Genomic DNA, 20,796 nt, shown 5'->3' on the forward strand with positions numbered 1-20,796 from the left:
AAGGCATATGAAAAAAGTAGGTCCGTTTCGTTCGATTCACTTCAAATTTGTTGCTATGTACGTTTTGCTTATTCTTGTGGCGATGCAAATCATCGGCGTCTATTTTGTTAGAAAGCTGGAAACAGAGTTAGTGCAAAGTTTTAAAAACTCGCTGAATGAACGGGTGACGCTGTTAGTGTATAACGTGGAGCAAGCGATGAATCGAGAGAGGGATTCGAAAAGTCCGACGCTAGAAGAAGATATCCGCTCCCTCCTTCATGATTTTGTTTCCCAAGATATTTCCGAAGTCCGCGTCATTGATAATAAAAGCAAAGTGCTGGCGACTTCCAACCCTTACATGCAAAACATCGTTGGGAAGCGAACGACCGAAATATATGTGAAGCGGTCGCTCGTGACCGGAGAAATTGTCGATCAAATGCTTCTTGATCGGAAAACAGGGCACCGTATGTATATTTCTTCCACGCCGATTAAGTCGAGAGGGGAAATAAAAGGCGTTGTTTACGTCATCGCTTCGATGGAAAACGTGTTCTCACAAATGAAGCAAATAAATACGATTTTAGCGACGGGAACGGGGATTGCCCTCGCTATTACAGCAGTGCTTGGGATTCTTTTGTCACGCACGATTACTCGGCCGATTTCAGACATGAGAAGACAAGCGTTGGCGATGACAAAAGGTGATTTCTCCCGCAAAGTAAAAATTTATGGCTATGATGAAATTGGGCAATTAGCGATGACGTTTAACAATTTAACGAAAAAATTGCAAGAAGCCCAAGCGACGACAGAAGGGGAACGGCGCAAGCTTGAATCCGTGTTAACCCATATGACGGACGGAGTGATTGCCACGGACCGCCGCGGCAGAATCATACTGATTAACGATGCCGCCTTGAATATTTTGAATGTTTCACGTGAAACAGTGCTGTCGAGCTCGATTATCGATGTGCTTGGAATCGGTGATCAATATACGTTTGAAACATTGCTGGAAGAGCAGGATTCGCTCATTTTAGATTTTAGCACAGATGAGGAGCTATATATTTTGCGGGCATCGCTTTCCGTGATTCAAAAAGAAACGGGATTCGTTAACGGATTGATCGTCGTATTGCATGACATTACGGAGCAAGAAAAAATCGACCGCGAACGGCGGGAATTTGTCGCGAATGTTTCACATGAGCTCCGCACTCCGTTAACGACAATGAAAAGTTATTTAGAAGCGCTCGCGGAAGGAGCTTGGCAAGATAAAGCGATTGCTCCGCGGTTTATCGAAGTAATACAAACAGAGACAGAACGAATGATCCGCTTAGTCAATGACTTATTGCAACTCTCTAAACTGGACAGTAAAGATTACAAGCTAAATAAATCATGGGTAAATTTTTCGGAGTACTTTCATAAAGTGATTGATCGTTTTGAGCTGACAAAAAGCGAAAATATTACGTTTGTGCGCAAAATCCCGAAAGAAGCGATTTTTATTGAAATCGATGAAGATAAAATTACGCAAGTGTTGGATAATATTATTTCCAATGCCATCAAATATTCCCCGCAAGGCGGAAAAATTACGTTTCGTGTTCGAGAGCTTGCCGATGAAATTATCGTCAGCGTCAGCGACGAAGGAGTCGGGATTCCTAAGGCGGATCTCGCCAAAGTGTTTGAACGGTTTTATCGCGTCGATAAAGCAAGATCACGCAAACTCGGCGGCACGGGGCTAGGGCTGGCAATTGCGAAAGAAGTGGTGATCGCTCATGGAGGAACGATTTGGGCGGAAAGTAAAGAGCACAAAGGAACAACGATTTTCTTTACTTTGCCGTTGGAAAGAGATCAAAAGGATGACTGGTACGATGTATGAAGCAGTGAAAACAATCGTGTTGACATTGTTGATCTTAGTGAGCATTGTTTTAACGTTTGGGTTATGGACATACCATCCAAAATACGATGTCCTGCAAAACCTGCAAAATGACGAGTATATCCAGCATGTTTCCGTCAGCAACACGCAAGTAGATACAGCGATGATTGTTCAACCTTCGCAGCTGTTGTTTCATAAAAACCGCGCGCATTATGGAATTGTGGATGAGGAGAAAGTAAACCAACTTTTAAAAGAAATAAAAAAATGGAGCATTGATGATTTCGAAAATATTTCCGATACGATCCCGAGAGGAAAATTTTTATCATTTTTGCACGAAAAAGAGAGACTGGAGCTTGTGTATCCTGACAACATTCCGATTGACGTTTATCGTTCTATTTTTCAAATTGAAGATAAAGGGGTTAAAAACATTAGTTTTGACCGTATTATTATTCCGTTAGGAAGCAAGGACGAAATCCCCGTTTATTTTATTTTGACGGAAAAACAAAAAGTATATAGGGCGATTGCCACTGATGTATCGCTTTCCGAAATTAACAAATTAAACAGGGAATTGGAAAAATATCCGCGTTATTTCCCTTATGTGATTAATGAAACAAAGCAAATTTTTTTGCCGGAAAAAAGGGTTACGATGAGCCGGCTGCAATATTATACGGACGAGCTTGATCCGGATAAGTTTAAAGAAGCGTTGTTTAGCGACCCTAGTTTTGTGAAAAAAGATTTGATTGCATTTGGCGAGGAATATACGGATGGCTCGCGATTGATGAGCATCGATTTTTTACAGCGGATCTTGTTATATGTAAACCCGGCGGCGCAAACAGCGAACCGTAACGAGGATCAAGAAGACGATAATTTAATTCAAAAGAGCATCGACTTTGTCAATGAACATGGTGGCTGGACCGATATGTACCACTTTTCAAGATGGAATGAAGAAGAGCGGAAAGTCGTGTTCCGTCTGATGGTGAACAATCATCCCGTGTTTAATGAATATGGCATGTCTGAAATAGTGCAAATATGGGGAAGCAGTGATCTCGTGAAATATCAGCGCCCTTTATTTCGCTTGGAAATTCCTGATCGTGTGAATGTGCCAAGAACGTTATTGTCCGGCCATGAAGTGATTGAAGAATTGGAAAAAATGAAGGGGATGAAAAAAGAGCTAATAAAAGATATTGCGGTAGGGTATGAACTGATAAAAGATCCGGAACGAGACAAAATGATTATTTTAGAGCCAGCATGGTTTTATTTGTATGATCAAACGTGGAAAAAGGTGCCGTCAGACAAGCAGGACGTGGAAAAAAGAGGAGGGAACGTAAGTGGATTGGAGTAAAACGAAAACGATTTTTATTATTGCGTTCCTTATCCTCGACTGTTTTTTAGGATATCAGTTTATGGAAAAGCGAAATAACAGCCAGCTTGACGTTATTTTGGAAACGACGATCGAAGAACAATTGGAGGCAAACGGCATCAATTATGTAGAGCTGCCAAAGGAAATAACGAAAGCCACCTATGTCAGCGGGGAAAGCAAAAAGTTTACTGATGCAGAAATAAAAAAATTATCTGGACAAAAAGTGACGGTAAACGATAAAACCGTTTTGAAAGGAACGTTTATGCATCCGATATCGTTAAATTTTAAAGATCCGTATCGGTTTCAAGAATTTTTACAGCGGCATATTATCGATGGAAAAAAGTACACATTTTGGTCGTTTGACGAAAAGTCCAATACCATTGTTTGCTACCAAACGTACGGCGGAAAAGTCATTTACAACAATGAAAGCAGCAAGTTGTTGATACATTTAAATGAAAAAAGTGAAGCGGTATCGTATGAACAAACGATGTTAGACGATTTACAGAAATATGAAAGAAAACAAGACATCGTTCCGGCGATTAAGGCGATTGAAACATTGTATAAAAAAGGGTATTTACAGCCCGGCGACAGCGTCACATCTGTTGAGCTGGGATATTACGGCCTTGTTCAGTTCACCGCTTCCCAAGTATTGACGCCAACGTGGCACATTGTCATTAATGGAAAAGAAGACTATTTTGTGAATGCGTTTGAAGGGCAAGTCATTAATGATGAAGGGAAAATTTTGGAGTGAGAAAAATGGGGATGCAATTTAGTGTTTTAGCAAGCGGTAGTACGGGAAACGCGTTTTATATAGAAACAGAGCAACATCGGCTGCTTGTCGATGCGGGATTGAGCGGAAAGCAATTAGAACAATTATTCGCGCAAATTGATCGCGATTTGCGCGAATTGACGGCCATTTTAGTAACGCATGAACATAGCGATCATATTAAAGGATTAGGGGTTATTGCCCGGAAATATCAATTGCCTATTTACGCAAATGAAAAAACATGGAAGGCGATGGAAGGGCTTATTGGTGATATTCCCACCGAACAAAAGTTTATTTTTCCGTTAGGCACAGTGCGTTCGTTTGGCGATCTTGAGGTAGAATCGTTCGGTGTCTCACACGATGCGGCAGAGCCGATGTTTTTCGTTTTTCATCATGAAGGAAAAAAACTCGCGCTCATTACGGATACAGGTTATGTGAGCGATCGGATGAAAGGAATTATTAAAAATGCGGATGTATTTATTTTTGAAAGCAATCATGATGTGGAAATGCTGCGAATGGGACGGTATCCGTGGAACGTCAAGCGCCGCATTTTAAGCGATGTCGGCCATGTCTCTAACGAAGAGGCGGGACTTGCGCTGGCGGATGTGATCGGAGACCGCACGAAGCGGATTTATTTGGCGCATTTAAGCCAAGACAATAACATAAAGGAACTGGCGCGAATGACCGTGGCGCAAACGTTGGAGAACAGGGGATTGGCGGTCGGAGAACAGTTTGCTTTATATGATACCGACCCGAAAATAGCAACAAAACTTGTGTATGTATGACTTCTGTTTTGGCAAAAATAAGTAAATATGTTTGGTGCAAGCACGCGTTTATGTGAATAATGGATTTTTCCATCTTGAAAAGAGTATAATGGGGAATAGGTATGCCTTCTGTTTGAACAATGATCGTTGCTGAAAGGGTTGATGCGCATGGGATATTACGATGATCATTATGGACAGTACCGTCAGGGACAAAAAAACCGGCGCGGCTGGTTTTTGTCCGCATTCGTTGGTGCCATTTTAGGAGCATTGTTAGTGTTAATTTCCATTCCAGCTCTTTCAGACATACTTCCTTATGATATCGCAAGTGAAAACGGGCAAGTGCAAAATGGAGAAACAAAAACAGCACCGACGGTACAACAAAACGTTTCGGTCGATGTGACGAGCCAATTGACAAAAGCGATTGATAAAGTATCCGATGCGGTTGTCGGCGTTGTCAATATTCAAGAAGCGAATTTTTGGTCGCAAAGCAGTGCAGAGGGGACCGGATCGGGTGTCATCTACAAAAAGGAAAATGGAAAGGCGTTTGTTGTGACAAACCATCATGTAGTCGAAAACGCCAGCCAATTGGAAATCAGTTTAAAAGATGGGACGAGAGTGCCGGCGAAGCTGTTGGGAAGCGATATATTAATGGATTTGGCGGTGTTGGAAATTGATGCAAAGCATGTCAAAAAAGTGGCCGAATTTGGCAATTCCGACACCGTTAAGCTGGGGGAACCTGTTATTGCGATCGGAAATCCGCTTGGACTGCAATTCGCTGGTTCTGTTACGCAAGGAATTATATCAGGAACGAACCGGACGGTAGAAGTGGACTTAGACCAAGATGGCACTCCTGATTGGAATGCGGAAGTATTGCAAACGGATGCTGCTATTAACCCGGGTAACAGCGGCGGAGCCCTTGTCAATATCGAAGGGCAAGTGATCGGGATTAACTCGATGAAAATCGCGCAAGAAGAAGTGGAAGGCATCGGTTTTTCGATCCCAATCAACTCCGCCATTCCGGTTATTTCTGATTTAGAAAAATATGGACAAGTGCGCCGCCCGTATATGGGGGTAGAACTTCGTTCGTTAAGTGACATTTCTTCTTATCATTTGCAAGCGACGTTGCATTTGCCAAAGGATGTGACAGAAGGTGTGGCTATCATTCAAGTGGTGCCGATGTCTCCGGCGGCGCGAGCTGGGTTAAAGCAATTTGATGTGATTGTTGCGCTGGATGGTCAAAAGGTTCGTGACGTTTTAGATTTAAGAAAATATTTGTACACGAAAAAATCCATTGGCGATAAAATGAAAGTGACATTTTATCGTGATGGTAAAAAACATACAGTTACAATGGAATTGGAGAGGGAATCATTTTAACAAGGAGCGCTCATATTCGCTCCTTCTTCTTTTTCCACAAGTGGATAAAGAGGGGGATAAGCACATGTTTATTTGCTGTGAAGAACATATCGACATAGCGATTGACATGTATGTGGATAAAATGGAGAAAGCGCCAAATATTTCGCTTATTTCTGTGGATAAGTATGAGAAATTGTGCGATTTTTGCGCAAATAAAGCCGTATATATAGTAGGGAACTAATGTTTTTACACAATATGTGGATATGTATTGTGTATATGTGGATAAATGTTGTGGATAACATGTTCGTAAGGTGGGGATGAATTGTGCATATTCATATTATTTCTGTTGGTAAATTGAAAGAAAGATACTTGGCAGAAGGAATTGCCGAATATACGAAGCGGTTGTCCAGCTATGCGAAAGTTGGCATAATCGAAGTCCCTGATGAAAAAGCGCCGGAACATTTAAGTGAACAGGAAGCGGAGCAGATTAAGCAGAAAGAAGGGGAACGCATTTTAGCGAAAATTCCCGATGATGCGTACGTCATTGCTTTGGCGATCGAAGGAAAGATGAAGTCATCCGAACAATTTGCTGAAAGTTTGGATAAACTTGCCACATACGGAAAAAGCAAAATCGCGTTCATTATCGGCGGTTCGCTTGGTTTAAGCAAACAAGTGATGGAGCGGGCCGATGAAGCGTTGTCGTTTTCGAAAATGACTTTCCCCCACCAGCTGATGCGCCTTATTTTGCTTGAGCAAATTTACCGCGCGTTTCGGATTAGCCGGGGGGAACCGTATCACAAATAGTGATGAAAGCATAAGATGATGGCAATGTGGTTTTCATAGCACTTGAAATATAACCAAGAGAGAATAAACGGCTTAATACAATAAAGCTTTAGGCTGTCCTTTAGTTGTTCAACCATTACTTAGAAATTATTCGTTTTGTTTTTTTCAAACAAAATAGTGAAATCCAAAAAAGAAGCCGTGACCAAAAAATCACGGCTTAAAAAACTTACCTTTTAATTATGGTTCAAACGGTGCAAAAATCAAATATGGTTAGCTGATGAAAGGATTATTAGTGGCCAATAGTACCTTCAGGGAGATTAGGGACTATTGTTGAAGCTTTCACTTTCGCTTGGCGGATTTGTAATACTTTTATAGTAAGGTCAAGTACGATTTTTTCGCGTAATGTGTCAAACTCCTCCTCAGGGCTTACCCGAGTTGGGGAGAAATCGAGTTCATAGAAGTTTGCAGCGACTAACTCACCGTATGGTTGTTCATTATATTTGACGAGATTTTGGAAGAAATATTTATCTAAGCGAGGAACTAAATCGTTTTTCTCATTCAGGAAGAACGCTTTGCTGTCTCCTGAAATACCAATGATTGGTTTAGTGAGGAAATCGTGTTCTTTAAGTTCTGTAAAACCAGAAAACGGAATGTTTGCAATTCTATCTTGAAGTGCTCCATTACATTCGCTAGAAGCATATTCAATATCTTTGCGGATAAATCCTGATACAAATAATTTTGCTCTTTTGACTTCAAAAAAGTCCGTTTTGTGAATGCGATCAAATTCGACAGGTACTAGTTTTACTTGCTCTAGAAATACGTTTTTTGTCACTCGCTTGATTTCAGTTGCTGGAGGATCAAGGCTAATGTCTGACTCAACAACTACTTGAATGGTTCTCTCTGCTAGTACAACTGGAACTTTAAGAGTTACCTTATCATCTTCTTTTACAAGGGCTTGCTTGACGTCATCATTGGATAATGGCGTTTGTTCTGTCGCTGTTACCGGACAAGCTCGGTTAGTCTGTCTTTCGTCTCTACCCATTAAAAATCCACTCCTTAATTATTTTTTGAGCTTTCCAAGCTCTGCATTAATACAATATGCAGTGTTCATTGCAAAGTATAGGCTTGTAACGCAATCATTTGTCTCATTTTTCAATCAAGGGGAGGATTGCGAATTGGCAATACGCTTGCTGGCCTTCTAGATTCCATTGCCATCATAACTGAGCAGAACTTGTTGCACTTGTAGCAAATGAATGATTAAATCCAATACTATTTTTTGATGTAATTGGCGTAAATGAGTTGCTGGCTCTTTTTGTTCCGCATTTCTGTTGGAAGCTGCAGTATACTCAATATTTTGCCGGATATATCCTTCGATAAATAACATTCCTTTTAATGCTGAACATATTCCATTATCTAATGATGGCGAAAATTGGGTAGGTACGAATTTACATGTTGTTAATACGACCTCTTTAGAGATTTCTTTCACTCTCGTGATTTCTTCTTCAAACACAACCCCATCTTCTAAACATATTTCCACTTTATATTCCCCTACGACAACTGGAGCTCTAATTTGTATGAAGTCATGAGAAGCATAAGATTTATTATTTGTTTCTTCTATTTTTGCAAATGGTGAGCCATGTACGGGAACCACAATGGATTCATAATGATTATTTTTCTGATTCAGGCCATAAGTGTGGACAGTGTCAGTAAAAAACAGCATTTCATGAATTTTAGAGCAAACTAAATGACCATAAGGCTGTTCAGGGTAATAAGTTGTAGTATGAAATAGTTTGGTGCTTGATTGAGGAGTTTGTTTGTTGTTTAAGTCAAGAAATTCGGCTGAATTTTGAACGGTGCTGCCAAAGATAGGCGGATGAAGAAAATCATCAATTTCTACAAAAGTGGAAAATGGGCTTTTTATAGTCATTGAACATATTTTTTCATACTTATGAAGCTTATCCGTATCATCAAGAAGGTAAGTTTTATCGCCATTCTCACTGGCAGGCGCTTCATTCCTCTCATCCATGCTGGATGGATAGTCAGATTTTAAAACCGGGTCGGCAGGAATCAGCTCCTTTACCGGCTGGCCGCGGTTAGTTAGAAAAATAGGCTGAAAGGGAGAAGAGCCATCTGCTTGCAAAAGATGATCATCGTCCGTTGCGGAAACCTGCTCAAGCCCAGTTTCGTCCAATAATGGAGAGAGGCTGTCCGTATCATCAAGGAGGTAAGTTTCATCGCCATTCTCACTGGCAGGCGGTTCATTCCTCTCATCCGTGCTGGACGGATAGCCAGATTCTAAAACCGGGTCGTCAGTCAGCTCCTTTACCGGCTGGCCGCGGTTAGTTAGAAAAATAGGCTGAAAGGGAGAAGAGCCATCTGCTTGCAAAAGATGATCATCGCCTGTTGCGGAAACCTGCTCAAGCCCAGTTTCGTCCAATAATGGAGAGAGGCTGTCCGTATCATCAAGGAGATAAGTTTCATCGCCATTCTCACTGGCAGGCGCTTCATTCCTCTCATCCATGCTGGATGGATAGTCAGATTTTAAAACCGGGTCGGCAGGAATCAGCTCCTTTACCGGCTGGCCGCGGTTAGTTAGAAAAATAGGCTGAAAGGGAGAAGAGCCATCTGCTTGCAAAAGATGATCATCGTCCGTTGCGGAAATCTGCTCAAGCCCAGTTTCGTCCAATAATGGAGAGAGGCTGTCCGTATCATCAAGGAGATAAGTTTCATCGCCATTCTCACTGGCAAGCGGTTCATTCCTCTCATCCGTGCTGGATGGATAGCCAGATTCTAAAACCGGGTCGGCAGGCGGCTCCTTTGCCGGCTGGCCGCGGTTAGTTAGAAAAATAGGCTGAAAGGGAGAAGAGCCATCTGCTTGCAAAAGATGATCATCGTCCGTTGCGGAAATCTGCTCAAGCCCAGTTTCGTCCAATAATGGAGAGAGGCTGTCCGTATCATCAAGGAGATAAGTTTCATCGCCATTCTCACTGGCAAGCGGTTCATTCCTCTCATCCGTGCTGGACGGATAGCCAGATTTTAAAACCGGGTCGGTGGAAGGTGGATTATTTGCCTCATGGTTAAGGTCAGTTAGAGGAATATGCTGCAAATAAGAGGGCCCATCCGTTTTCAAAACATGGCCGTCCGCTGAGAAAACTTGTTCAGGATCGTCCCTGTCAGGTGATGATGGAGAAAGAGCGGTGCTGCCTGTTTGGTTTCTTTTCGCCATATGACACGTTTTGTATACATTTCTCCGTTTGGATACATTATTTTTTTTGTGCAGTTTAGGCATCTTTTTTATATCATAGTTTTCATGTAAATTAACGGTTTCAACTGTATCAGCACGACTTGGCGCAGTATTTGATTCGCAACCATCATTTTCCTTTTTTGTTCTCTCTTTGTTTATACATGGAAAACCGGGATATATCGGTTTTTTTTGCACTCTTGAAGATTGAAAAACGTTCATTTGTTTCGAATGTATTTGCTGCATCCTCTCATAGTGAATCCATGGAGTTTTCATTACCTCTCACTCCCAAACCAGACTAATTGTTACTGTATTATTTATGCTTTATTTCCGCTTTTGTCCCTGTACAATTAGGAAATTTCAAAATAAATTCTATGCGGTATTTTGCGCAAATGAGATGATTTGCCGGCGTCTCTTCAGAAGAGCACATCATGGCCGCTCTTTGACGGCAAATTTCATTAAAATGAAAAGCAGTTTTATCGATAAATAGAAAAGAAGCTGGAAGGAATGAAAAATAGATTAAGGCTGTTATAAATACAATTAGAATGTCATGAATCAGCTTTACATAATGATGATTAGGAAACTGTAAACTTGCGAATGATCAAGGAAGATGAAATGATGCGAGTTGTGAGCTGGCGAAGGCATAACCGTTTCATTTAGAAGCGGAGCGCTGAACAAACGTCCAAAAAATCCTCCGGCATATATGCAAGCCGGAGGATTACCATTCGTTCTTAGCAAATCGGCGATGTTGCAACGCGCTTGGCGATCTCACAATAAGCCGCTTTTATATAAATGTTTACTTGACACCTTTCATATAGCCTTCAATTTTTGGCGATAGTGCGAAGAGAAGAACGCCAAAGAGGATAGCCATTCCGCCAATGACGCCAAAGTAAAGCATTTCCGTCTCAGGTGTATAAAATTTGACAATTTGTGCATTAATGGCTTGTGCAGCGGCATTGGATAAAAACCATAAACTCATCGTTTGCGCTGAAAAGGCGGCAGGTACTAATTTTGTAGTGGCAGATAGCCCAACAGGTGACAAGCATAATTCCCCAAATACGACAATTAAATAGCTAAGCACAAGCCATAACGGGTTCACTAACGAATCGTTGCCGCCAAAGTAAGCCGGCAAAAGAATGACAATGTATGATAAGCCGGCGAACAATAAGCCTAAAGAGAACTTTTTAGGGATTGACGGCTGGCGGCTTCCGAGTTTCACCCATAACCAAGCAAACACAGGGGCGAACAAGATAATAAATAACGGGTTTAATGATTGAAACCAAGCAGGTGAAATATGGATTCCCGCAAAGTCTAATTGTGTGCGTTTATCCGCGTAGTTGGCAAGGATGGTCGATCCTTGCTCTTGAATCGCCCAGAACATAACAGAAGCGATAAATAACGGAATATAAGCAATAACACGTGAACGTTCTATTGCCGTTGTTTTTGGGCTGCGGTACATGACGATGAAATAGATCGTCGGAATGACGATGCCGAGAATTCCCACAAGCGCAATAAAAGTGTCAAATGTCAACAGGCCCATTGGAATGGTGATAGCGATCAAGACAGCAATAAGAGCAGCCCCGACGCCAATCATGGTGAATACTTTTTTCTTTTCAGCTGGTGACAAAGGATTTGCCACATATGTGCCGGCAAGGCCAAGATTTTTTTTCTTGGTGAAAATAAAAACTAGCAATCCTAAAAACATGCCGACAGCGGCGATACCGAAACCTAAGTGGAAATTGTATTTCATTCCCGCTGTTCCGACAATTAACGGAGCGAGGAATCCTCCCAGGTTGATTCCCATGTAGAAAATGCTGAATCCCGCATCGCGGCGATTGTCTTCTTCGCTGTAAATATCTCCGACAATGCTGGAAACGTTAGGCTTCAGCAATCCTGTACCAAGCACGATCAAGACCATGGAAATGAAGAAGAGGGTGATGTTTCCAGGTATCGCCAAAGCAATATGACCAAACATAATTAAGATTCCACCGTAAAATACGGCTTTAGAAGTGCCGAATATTCTGTCAGCCAGCCAGCCGCCGATAATGCCAGACATATATACTAGCGATCCGTAAATCGACATGATGGCGAGAGCAGTGGTTTCATCAAGCCCTAATCCGCCTTTGGATACTTCATAATACATATAGAAAACAAGGATTGCCCTCATTCCGTAATACGAGAAACGTTCCCAAAATTCGGTGAAGAAAAGCGTGAACAACCCTTTAGGATGGCCAAAAAAGCCTTGTTGCGGGACACTTGCAACAATTTTTTGCTTGTTTGCATTTGACATAAAATAACCTCCTTTATTCTGATATAATAATTTTTCTTTTCTGTATTGTCGGAATATTTTAAAGGATTAGGGTAGAATTGTTTTTGAATACTTAATTAATTTTAAAGTAAACAATGAGTAAAGTAAATAATAAAATTTTTTAGAATAATAAGTTAGTTATATTTCCTTTCAGGAGTTAAAAAACTGGTGATTTAGATTCTGGAAATTATTACAATGAAATATATAAAGGAGGAACGGTGGATGGATGTTCAAGTAAGTGCGTCAGGAGCAATCGCAGCGTTAGTTGTTGCCATTGTGCTAATTTTGCGGAAAGTTCCCCCCGCTTACGGAATGATCGCCGGAGCTTTCGTTGGCGGAATGGTTAGCGGGGTGAACGTGGCGGATACGGTCGCGGTCATGATGGATGGAGCGAAAGGCATGGTTCCTGCCATCTTGCGCATTTTGGCGGCAGGAGTGTTAGCCGGAGTTTTAATTGAATCGGGGGCAGCGGCTTCGATTGCCGAGACGATCGTTCGAAAATTTGGCGAAACGCGGGCTTTGCTTGCCCTTGCGGTGGCGACGCTGCTGCTGACCGCAATCGGAGTATTTATTGATGTCGCGGTCATTACCGTCGCGCCAATTGCGTTGGCCATCGCAGGACGCGCCGGCTTAGCGAAAACGGCGATTTTGCTGGCGATGATCGGCGGCGGGAAGGCGGGAAACATTATGTCACCAAACCCGAATGCCATCGCCGCCGCGGACGCGTTTCATGTCCCGTTGACATCATTAATGGCTGCCGGCATGATCCCCGCGGCATTCGGGTTGATTGTCACGTACGTTATCGCAAAAAAGCTCGCGCGGAAAGGAACGCTTGTGTATGATGTGCCGGAAAGAGAAAAGAGCGGGCAGGTTCTTCCTTCCTTTTTTACGGCCATCATTGGCCCGCTCGTGGCCATATTGTTGCTTGCGCTGCGCCCGTTGTTCCGTATTGCGGTTGATCCTATGATCGCCCTTCCAATCGGCGGCATTGTCGGCGCGATAGCGATGCAAAAGGGGAAGGAATTGAATGATTATGCGATATCCGGGCTGGCGAAAATGTCCGGCGTTGCGATTATGTTAGTCGGAACAGGGACATTAGCGGGCATTGTGGCCAATTCCTCTCTCAAAGACGCGATCATTGCCGGTTTGGACCATTCCGGGCTGCCGGCGTACGTGCTGGCGCCAATTGCGGGGATTTTGATGTCTGGTGCGACCGCTTCGACGACGGCGGGAACGGCGGTTGCCAGCAGTGTGTTTGGCGGGATGATAATGAGTTTAGGAATTTCCGCGTTAGCCGGGGCTGCGATGGTTCATGCCGGCGCGACCGTGCTGGACCATTTGCCGCACGGCAGCTTCTTCCACGCGACGGCGGGCAGCGTCCACATGGAGATAAAAGAGCGGCTGAAATTAATTCCGTATGAGTCGCTCATCGGCTTGACGCTTGCCGTCATATCGACGCTTATTTTCGGGATGTTTCGTTTGTTTTAACGATAACTAATGGGGTGGTGGATAACATGAAAGTCATTATTGCGCCTGATTCGTTTAAAGAAAGCTTGTCTGCGTTTGCGGTGGCGAACGCGATTGAAAAAGGGTTTCGCGATATATTTCCTGATGCAGAATATGTGAAAATTCCGATGGCGGACGGCGGGGAAGGAACCGTCCAGTCATTAGTCGACGCAACAAATGGGAGAATGGTGACAACAGAAGTGACAGGACCGCTTGGGGATCGCGTCCAAGCTTTTTTCGGCATGCTTGGTGACGGAAAAACGGCAGTCATTGAAATGGCGGCTGCTTCTGGATTGCACCTTGTTCCGCGTGAAAAGCGAAATCCGCTTGTGACGACAACGAGAGGGACAGGGGAATTGATTCTCGCCGCGCTGGACGAAGGCGCCGAGCATATTATTGTCGGCATCGGCGGAAGCGCGACAAATGACGGCGGGGCTGGCATGATTCAGGCGCTCGGCGGCCGCCTTTTAGACCGGTATGGAAAAGAGATTGGCCCTGGAGGAGGAAGTTTGTCCGAGCTTGCTGACATTGACTTATCTCGGCTTGATGCGCGGCTAAACCATGTAAAAATAGAGATTGCGTGCGATGTTGATAATCCGTTGACAGGGGCAAGAGGCGCTTCGGCGGTTTTTGGGCCGCAAAAAGGCGCGACACCGGAAATGGTCGCGACGCTAGAGCAAAATTTACAACATTATGCGGATGTCATTGAACGAGTGTTAGGCAAACAAGTAAAAGATATTCCGGGTGCTGGCGCAGCCGGCGGGCTCGGCGCTGGATTGCTTGCTTTTCTTCATGCGGAATTGAAACGCGGTGTCGAGATTGTGTTGGAGACGGTGAAATTTCATGAGAGAATTCAAGGCGCATCGCTGGTGATTACGGGAGAAGGGCGCATTGACGGACAGACGGTTTTCGGGAAAACGCCGATCGGTGTAGCGAAAGCGGCAAAGCGGCACCATATTCCGGTCATTGCGCTTGCCGGCTCATTGTCCGATGACAGCGATGTCGTGCTAAACCACGGAATCGATGCGCTTTATAGCGTCGTGCCGGGGGTGATTCCGCTGGAAAAAGCGCTAAAAAACGCGGAATATTACATTGCCCAAACGGCTCGAAACATAGCAGCGGCTTGTAAAATCGGGAGAAATATGGGTTAAAAAACGGTGGAAACGAAAAAGAGTTGTCTCAAGCAGAGAGACAACTCTTTTTGCGTTATGGACGTGGCCATGAGGCAATCGCTTTGAGCGTTCCTTTTACGGAAAAACGCCCAAATTGATATGGAAGAATGAAATGGTCTCCTTTCGTTAAGTCGTATGCACGCCCTTCGGATATGAGCTGCCCTTTTCCATCAAGGATGCTGACGATAAGGAAATGTTTCGTTTGCTCCAAGTTGGCGCTCCCATTAATTTCCCATTTTTGCACGCCAAAGTAGTCGCATTCGATAAATGTCGTAATGATAGCGTCATCCACTTTAGCGACGCTTTCATGAATATCCGCGTCGCGATGCGGGACAGTAATGACATCGAGCGCTTTATCTAAATGGAGCTCACGTTTCTTCCCGTTGCTGTCGACACGGTCATAGTCGTAGACGCGGTAGGTCGTGTCGGAGCTTTGCTGCGTTTCTAAGACGAGCGTGCCTTCACAAAGGGCGTGGATCGTGCCGCTTGGGACATAGAAAAAGTCGCCGGGCTTAATCGGAATTTTGCGAAGCAGCTTGTCCCATTGCCCGTTTTCCATCATTTCTTTCAGTTCTTCTTTTGTTTTCGCATGATGTCCGTAAACAAGTTGTGCACCTTGTTTGCAGTCAATAATATACCAACATTCCGTTTTGCCGAATTCGCCATTTTCATGTTCTTGTGCATACGCGTCATCAGGGTGCACTTGCACCGATAAATCCGCGTTGGCATCTAAAATTTTCGTCAATAACGGAAAACGGTCCGCCGGAAAGCGGCCAAATAAGTCATGGCGCTCTTCCCACAGTTGTCCAAGCGTCATTCCTTGAAACGGCCCGTTTTTCACCACGGTTTGTCCGTTCGGATGAGCGGAAACTGCCCAGCATTCTCCCGTATGTGCCGACGGGATGGAATAGCCGAATTCATCCGCCAATTTTGTGCCGCCCCAAATGCGCTCTTGAAAAACAGGAGTGAGAAAAATTGGCTCGATTTGCATGGGAATCACCCCTTTGATAGAGTTATGCATGGTTCACCATAATTTCATTATACAAAAATATTTCTGTTTATACTTGTTCAAATAATTGCATAACTTCTTCTTTTGTTTTGGCTTGTAGAAGCTGTTCGCGAAATTCATCATCCATCAGTTTTCGAGATAAGAGTTGAAGAATTTTTAAATGTTCGTTACCCGCTTGTTCTTCTGGTACGGCAATCATAAAAATGAGCTGGGCTTTTTCGCCATCTAAACTGCCCCAATCTACGCCGCTACGTTTTACCCCGAAGGCAACACGCGTTTGCTTTACCGCATTACTTTTTCCATGAGGAATCGCAATCTTCAAGCACCCGTTTCCCATAGAAGCGACTTTTATCTACTTGTTTGTCTGCGGCGATGATAATTCCGTCTGCGGATTGAATATCCTCTGGAGTTAACTCATTTTCCACTCCAATGGAACCTTGTGTCTCTACTTTCATTTCATGTCCCATTTTTTCCGCTGCTTTTGCTAGTTTTTCAGCAGCCATATATGTGTGCGCAATACCGTTAGGGCACGACGTAATGGCAAGTAGTTTCATGTTGTTCCCTCCCGTTTTGTAAACCTTTTCACAATTTAATATTAATGTCATTTGACATCGGAAATAGAATAAATAGATACCGTAAGTTCCGGTAAAAAATGATGGAAATAGAGAAAGAGCCGCTCCATAAGACGGCTCCTCTGTTTATGATAGATCGCCACCGATTTTGTTTAAAGGCTGTTGCGCCGGTCCTTCGACGACATTGCCGTCAACGGAGAAGCGCGAACCGTGGCACGGACAGTCCCACGTGCGGTCGCCACTGTTCCACTCCAGTTCGCATCCCATATGGGTGCATGTCGTATCGACGATGGACAATGTTCCGCTTTCATCTTTATACGCGCCGGCTCGTTTTCCGTTCACGGTGACAACGGCGCCTTCGCCGTTTGCCAAGTCTTCCGGTTTGCGGACGACCACTTCTATTTTTCCTTCGACGAGATGTTTCGCGACATCAACATTTTGCGTAAGAAAATGTTTGACGCTTGGGTCGGCATAAAACCGCGACGGCGTATATAAGTCACGGTAGCGGTTGTCGCGGCCAAGGATCAGGTCGCTGATTAACAGCCCCGCTATTGTCCCATGCGTCATGCCCCATTTGCGGTATCCCGTCGCGACAAAGATGTTCGGTGTTCCTGCAGTCATGGTTCCGATGTACGGCACTTTATCGAGCGTTGTTAAATCTTGCGCCGACCAGCGGTAAGGGATGTCGGTTACCGTAAATAACTCCGAGGCAAACGACTGCAATGACTCATAATGCTTCATCGTCGGGACGCCCTGTCCCGTTTTGTGGTTTTCCCCTCCAATTAAAATTAAGTTTTCCCCATTCATGGGGGCATAGCGGATCGAGCGTTTTGGCTGATCTGCGCTTAAATACATGCCGCCCGGATAGGCTTCAGCGATTTTCACGCCTAATACGTAAGAGCGTTCCGCGTACATGCGCGAAAAGTAAAAGCCGCCGTCATAAAACGGAAAATGGGAACAAACGACGACATGCTCGCATGCGACCCGTTTTTTGTCGCGGGTGACGACCGTCAGCGCCGATCCTTGCTCAATGTCAGCGGCAGGAGTGTGCTCATAGATGCGCCCGCCGGCTTGGATAATGGCATTCACTAGTTTTGCCAAATATTTCAACGGATGAAATTGCGCCTGATTTTTCATCATGACAGCGCCTTTCACAGGGAGCGGAAGCGGAAGCGATTCGACGAATGTTCCGTCAATGCCAAGCTTTTCATACGCTTTCCATTCGTTTATTAACTTTGTCAGCGATGAGGATGAATCGGCGTATATATATGCGTCTTGTGCCATAAAGTCGCAGTCAATCGCTTCCTGGTTGACTGTGCTTCGAATAAAACGCAGTGCTTCCATGCACGCCGCATAGTACAGTTTTGCCTTTTCCTGGCCAAGGTGGTTGATCAGTTCATCATAAATGATATCGTGCTGGGCGGTAATTTTTGCCGTCGTATGTCCTGTCGTTCCGTTGAGAAGGCGGTCCGCTTCCAATAAAACGACGCGCACTCCGTTTTTGGCGAGCAAATAGGCGGTCGTGATTCCCGAAATTCCTCCGCCGATAATGGCGACATCAGTGCGGATATGTTCTGATAGTTTCGAAAATGACGGCAGCGCGGCAGATGTCCGCCAATACGGCTCTAGTGATAAGGGAAGAGATGGCATCTGTAACAAAAGCCTCCTTAGTTGAGTGTTAATATGTATTAGTTTTGCTCGTTTTTAGGCAAACTATCCATCTGCGTTTTCATGCGCAATCAGCAGAGGTGAAAAATGACTTAAAAAATCTGTCTATGATAAAATAAAAAAAACAGACTTGTGGGGAAGCAGCAAGCGAGAAGAGCGGTTAATGTACACGGGAGAAGGGTCGTTGATACAATGGAATTATGGCGGAATATGGACTTGTGCCTTTTAATGCGAGGGCTATGGAAAAAAGACAAATTGACGTTTTTGCATTCGTATCGCGTCACAAAAATATTGATGTCCTTTGTTCGCTTTGCGGAGATTGAGACGGAGAAGATAAAGAATTTAGAATTAGGCTCCCTGCTTCATGATATCGGAAAATTAAAGGTGAGAACAGAGATTTTGCACAAAAAAGGGAAACTTCTTGAACAGGAATACGAGGAAATGAAAAAACATCCGCAATTGGGCGCAGAGATTTTGGAGAAATATGCGCTTCCAGAAATAGTGGTCAAAATGGCGCTTTCTCATCATGAACGTTGGGATGGCAATGGATACCCATATGGATTGAAAGGAAAGGAAATTCCGCTAGAAGCAAGAATATTAGCGCTTGCCGATTCACTGGAAGCGATGACGGGAATTCGCCCGTACCGTTCTTCGCTAAGCTGGGAGGAAGCGTACGAAGAAATCGTGAAAGGAAAAGGAACACAATTTGATCCTGAGCTGGCGTCGATGTTTCTTAAATGGATGGAATATGAGCAAATTCCTGTCGAATACAGCTCGTCAGCATTGCTGGAAAACACATATTAGAGTAAGCAGATGCAGCGTAAGCCGTCTGCTTTTTTGTTTTCTGCACTTGCATGCAATCAAAATGAAAGATGGTACAATAGAAGCGAAGACGATAGTGAAACACGGCGGTGAGGCGTTAGCGGCCGCTTGGCATCCCGCCTCGATGGCGGAAGCTTTCAGCTCTTATAAGAGTGAGAGAAAAAATTCGAAAAATAATCGTTAAAGGAAGATCAGAAGTGAATAAATATTCAAATTTTCGTGAGGAAAATTCATCTGTTTGGCACGATAGTTCCATTTTGGAACATTACGGATTAAATGAATTAAATTTTGAATCGATTAAAAATTACCGGGAAAAGTTTGCAGCTGTCAAGCCAAATCATCCGTGGAACGGGTTGGAGACGAAAGAATTTTTATACAAAATCGGTGCATGGGGGAAGCTGCGGGATAGCAGCAAAGAAGGAGTTACGCTGGCAGGATTGTTGATGTTTAGTGAGGAACGCGTTATAACAGAAGTTTTGCCGCAATATTTTCTTGAATACCGTGAAAGTTTGGACGATATAGTAACGAACGGCTGGATAAAGCGGTTCACCTCTCAAGACGGCACATGGTCCGGCAATTTGTACGATTTTTATTTTAAAGTGATGTCACAGCTGCAGCAGCATGACATGGACGATTCCGTGCAAACCGCGTTGCGCGAGGCGCTTGTCAATGCCATTGTTCATGCCGATTATTTAGGGGAAGGCGGCATTATTGTGGAAAAAGAAAACGGTGTGTTTCGCTTTGCTAATCCAGGCTTATTTCGCATTCCAGTCGATGCAGCGCTTTCAGGACATATGAGCAATCTCCGCAATCCGAATTTATTTAAAATGTTTATTTTGATCGGTCTTTGCAAACGTGCCGGATTCGGGCTGAAGCATATTGTCACAACATGGAGCGGCCCGCAATGCAAGCAGCCGGAATTTATTCAGCATTCGAATCCGGAGCGAACTGTTGTGATAATATATCCGTTCGGTTTTCCAGATGAAACAGCAGCATCGTATGAAACAGATATATATCAAGATATAGAACAGCAAGAGGAGCGGGAAATGGATCTCGTGTTAACGGAAGAAGACTTAAACTCCATAAATAAATACCAAAGCTCCATAAATAACGACCAAAGCTCTATAAATAGCGAAAACAACTCCGCTAATAAAAAGGACAACTCCGTAAATAAGACGCCAATCTCCATAAATAAAGATGACAACTCCGTTAATAGCGAAGATAACTTCATAAATAAAGACCCTAACTCCGTAAATAAACATCTTAACTCCGTAAATAACGGGCTGTCTTCATCTGATTCAGATAAAGATAAAGAAAAGAGTGAAATCGATGAAAAGCTATGGAACATTGCGGAGTTAGCGAGAAAGAAAAAACGATTGCCTCCAAGTGTGATGGAAAATATCATTTTGCAGCTTTGTGCGCTAAGACCGCTGATGTTAAAGGAATTAGCGGCTCTGTTGGAGAGAACACCGGACGGATTAAGGAACAACTATTTAGGGAAACTGATAGAAGAAGGAAAAATTCGTTTAAAATATCCGGATCAGCCAAATCATCCGAAACAAGCGTATATGAAAGCAACGGAATAAAGAAGGCGCTATTCAGCGGCCTTCTTTTTTATGTCATATCAGAGTTTTTTGC

Annotated in this window: 17 protein-coding genes and 1 pseudogene; 11 read left to right on the top strand and 7 right to left on the bottom strand. The window is 43.8% G+C overall.

Features of this window, described 5'->3' with window-relative positions; all coding sequences use genetic code 11:
* Nucleotides 1-7: 7 nt before the first annotated feature.
* The 7 genes from walK to rlmH all read left to right on the top strand — a co-directional run bounded on the left by walK (nt 8) and on the right by rlmH (nt 6,881).
* Entirely contained in the window at nt 8-1,837 is a 1,830-nt protein-coding gene (gene walK, locus AOT13_RS03215; RefSeq protein WP_013401904.1) for a cell wall metabolism sensor histidine kinase WalK, read from the top strand.
* Complete coding sequence (locus AOT13_RS03220) at nt 1,830-3,176, top strand: YycH family regulatory protein (RefSeq protein ID WP_013401903.1); 1,347 nt, start codon at nt 1,830-1,832, stop codon at nt 3,174-3,176. Before walK ends, AOT13_RS03220 begins: the two co-directional genes overlap by 8 nt.
* The gene (locus AOT13_RS03225; protein WP_013401902.1) at nt 3,163-3,945 is read left to right on the top strand and encodes a two-component system regulatory protein YycI; all 783 of its coding nucleotides are present in this window, start codon (nt 3,163-3,165) and stop codon (nt 3,943-3,945) included. The genes AOT13_RS03220 and AOT13_RS03225 overlap by 14 nt, the downstream gene beginning before the upstream one ends.
* Nucleotides 3,946-3,950: 5 nt before the next feature.
* A complete protein-coding gene (locus AOT13_RS03230; protein WP_003253833.1) occupies nt 3,951-4,745 on the top strand; it encodes an MBL fold metallo-hydrolase in 795 nt (264 codons plus the stop codon).
* 147 nt (nt 4,746-4,892) lie between these two features.
* The gene (locus AOT13_RS03235) at nt 4,893-6,098 is read left to right on the top strand and encodes a S1C family serine protease (RefSeq protein ID WP_013401901.1); all 1,206 of its coding nucleotides are present in this window, start codon (nt 4,893-4,895) and stop codon (nt 6,096-6,098) included.
* Between the two features lie 64 nt (nt 6,099-6,162).
* Nucleotides 6,163-6,318, top strand: a complete 156-nt coding sequence (locus AOT13_RS19130; RefSeq protein WP_013401900.1) for a CxxH/CxxC protein — start codon at nt 6,163-6,165, stop codon at nt 6,316-6,318.
* An 83-nt stretch (nt 6,319-6,401) separates the two neighbouring features.
* Nucleotides 6,402-6,881, top strand: coding sequence for a 23S rRNA (pseudouridine(1915)-N(3))-methyltransferase RlmH (gene rlmH / locus AOT13_RS03240; RefSeq protein ID WP_013877710.1), 480 nt, complete (start codon nt 6,402-6,404; stop codon nt 6,879-6,881).
* Nucleotides 6,882-7,149: 268 nt separating this feature from the next.
* Here the strand turns inward: rlmH and AOT13_RS03245 are convergent, their stop codons facing one another.
* From AOT13_RS03245 to AOT13_RS03255, 3 genes are all read right to left on the bottom strand, one after another.
* Entirely contained in the window at nt 7,150-7,902 is a 753-nt protein-coding gene (locus tag AOT13_RS03245) for a CsxC family protein (protein ID WP_013877709.1), read from the bottom strand.
* Nucleotides 7,903-8,058: 156 nt separating this feature from the next.
* Nucleotides 8,059-10,377, bottom strand: coding sequence for a BC_2427 family protein (locus tag AOT13_RS20885; protein WP_232511558.1), 2,319 nt, complete (start codon nt 10,375-10,377; stop codon nt 8,059-8,061).
* A 520-nt stretch (nt 10,378-10,897) separates the two neighbouring features.
* Complete coding sequence (locus AOT13_RS03255; RefSeq protein ID WP_045844648.1) at nt 10,898-12,391, bottom strand: peptide MFS transporter; 1,494 nt, start codon at nt 12,389-12,391, stop codon at nt 10,898-10,900.
* A gap of 240 nt (nt 12,392-12,631) precedes the next feature.
* Between AOT13_RS03255 and AOT13_RS03260 the strand changes: the two genes are divergently transcribed.
* Nucleotides 12,632-13,897 carry a GntP family permease gene (locus AOT13_RS03260; protein ID WP_042384365.1) on the top strand — a complete coding sequence of 422 codons (1,266 nt, stop codon included), beginning with the start codon at nt 12,632-12,634 and terminating at the stop codon, nt 13,895-13,897.
* Nucleotides 13,898-13,923: 26 nt separating this feature from the next.
* Nucleotides 13,924-15,066 carry a glycerate kinase gene (locus AOT13_RS03265; RefSeq protein WP_042384362.1) on the top strand — a complete coding sequence of 381 codons (1,143 nt, stop codon included), beginning with the start codon at nt 13,924-13,926 and terminating at the stop codon, nt 15,064-15,066.
* 55 nt (nt 15,067-15,121) lie between these two features.
* Here the strand turns inward: AOT13_RS03265 and manA are convergent, their stop codons facing one another.
* The 4 genes and pseudogenes from manA to AOT13_RS03285 all read right to left on the bottom strand — a co-directional run bounded on the left by manA (nt 15,122) and on the right by AOT13_RS03285 (nt 18,318).
* A complete protein-coding gene (manA, locus tag AOT13_RS03270; protein WP_003253816.1) occupies nt 15,122-16,078 on the bottom strand; it encodes a mannose-6-phosphate isomerase, class I in 957 nt (318 codons plus the stop codon).
* 67 nt (nt 16,079-16,145) lie between these two features.
* Nucleotides 16,146-16,418, bottom strand: a pseudogene (locus tag AOT13_RS03275) (PTS sugar transporter subunit IIA); the annotation flags it as partial.
* On the bottom strand, nt 16,387-16,701 hold the full coding sequence (locus tag AOT13_RS03280) for a PTS fructose transporter subunit IIB (RefSeq protein WP_311769430.1): 315 nt from the start codon (nt 16,699-16,701) through the stop codon (nt 16,387-16,389). The gene AOT13_RS03280 and the pseudogene AOT13_RS03275, both read right to left, overlap by 32 nt.
* Nucleotides 16,702-16,794: 93 nt before the next feature.
* Entirely contained in the window at nt 16,795-18,318 is a 1,524-nt protein-coding gene (locus AOT13_RS03285) for an FAD-dependent oxidoreductase (RefSeq protein WP_042384355.1), read from the bottom strand.
* 210 nt (nt 18,319-18,528) lie between these two features.
* Between AOT13_RS03285 and AOT13_RS03290 the strand changes: the two genes are divergently transcribed.
* Nucleotides 18,529-19,140, top strand: a complete 612-nt coding sequence (locus AOT13_RS03290; RefSeq protein WP_003253808.1) for an HD-GYP domain-containing protein — start codon at nt 18,529-18,531, stop codon at nt 19,138-19,140.
* Nucleotides 19,141-19,355: 215 nt separating this feature from the next.
* On the top strand, nt 19,356-20,744 hold the full coding sequence (locus AOT13_RS03295) for an ATP-binding protein (protein WP_042384353.1): 1,389 nt from the start codon (nt 19,356-19,358) through the stop codon (nt 20,742-20,744).
* Nucleotides 20,745-20,796: the final 52 nt, after the last annotated feature.

Source organism: Parageobacillus thermoglucosidasius (assembly GCF_001295365.1).
GTDB lineage: Bacteria > Bacillota > Bacilli > Bacillales > Anoxybacillaceae > Parageobacillus > Parageobacillus thermoglucosidasius.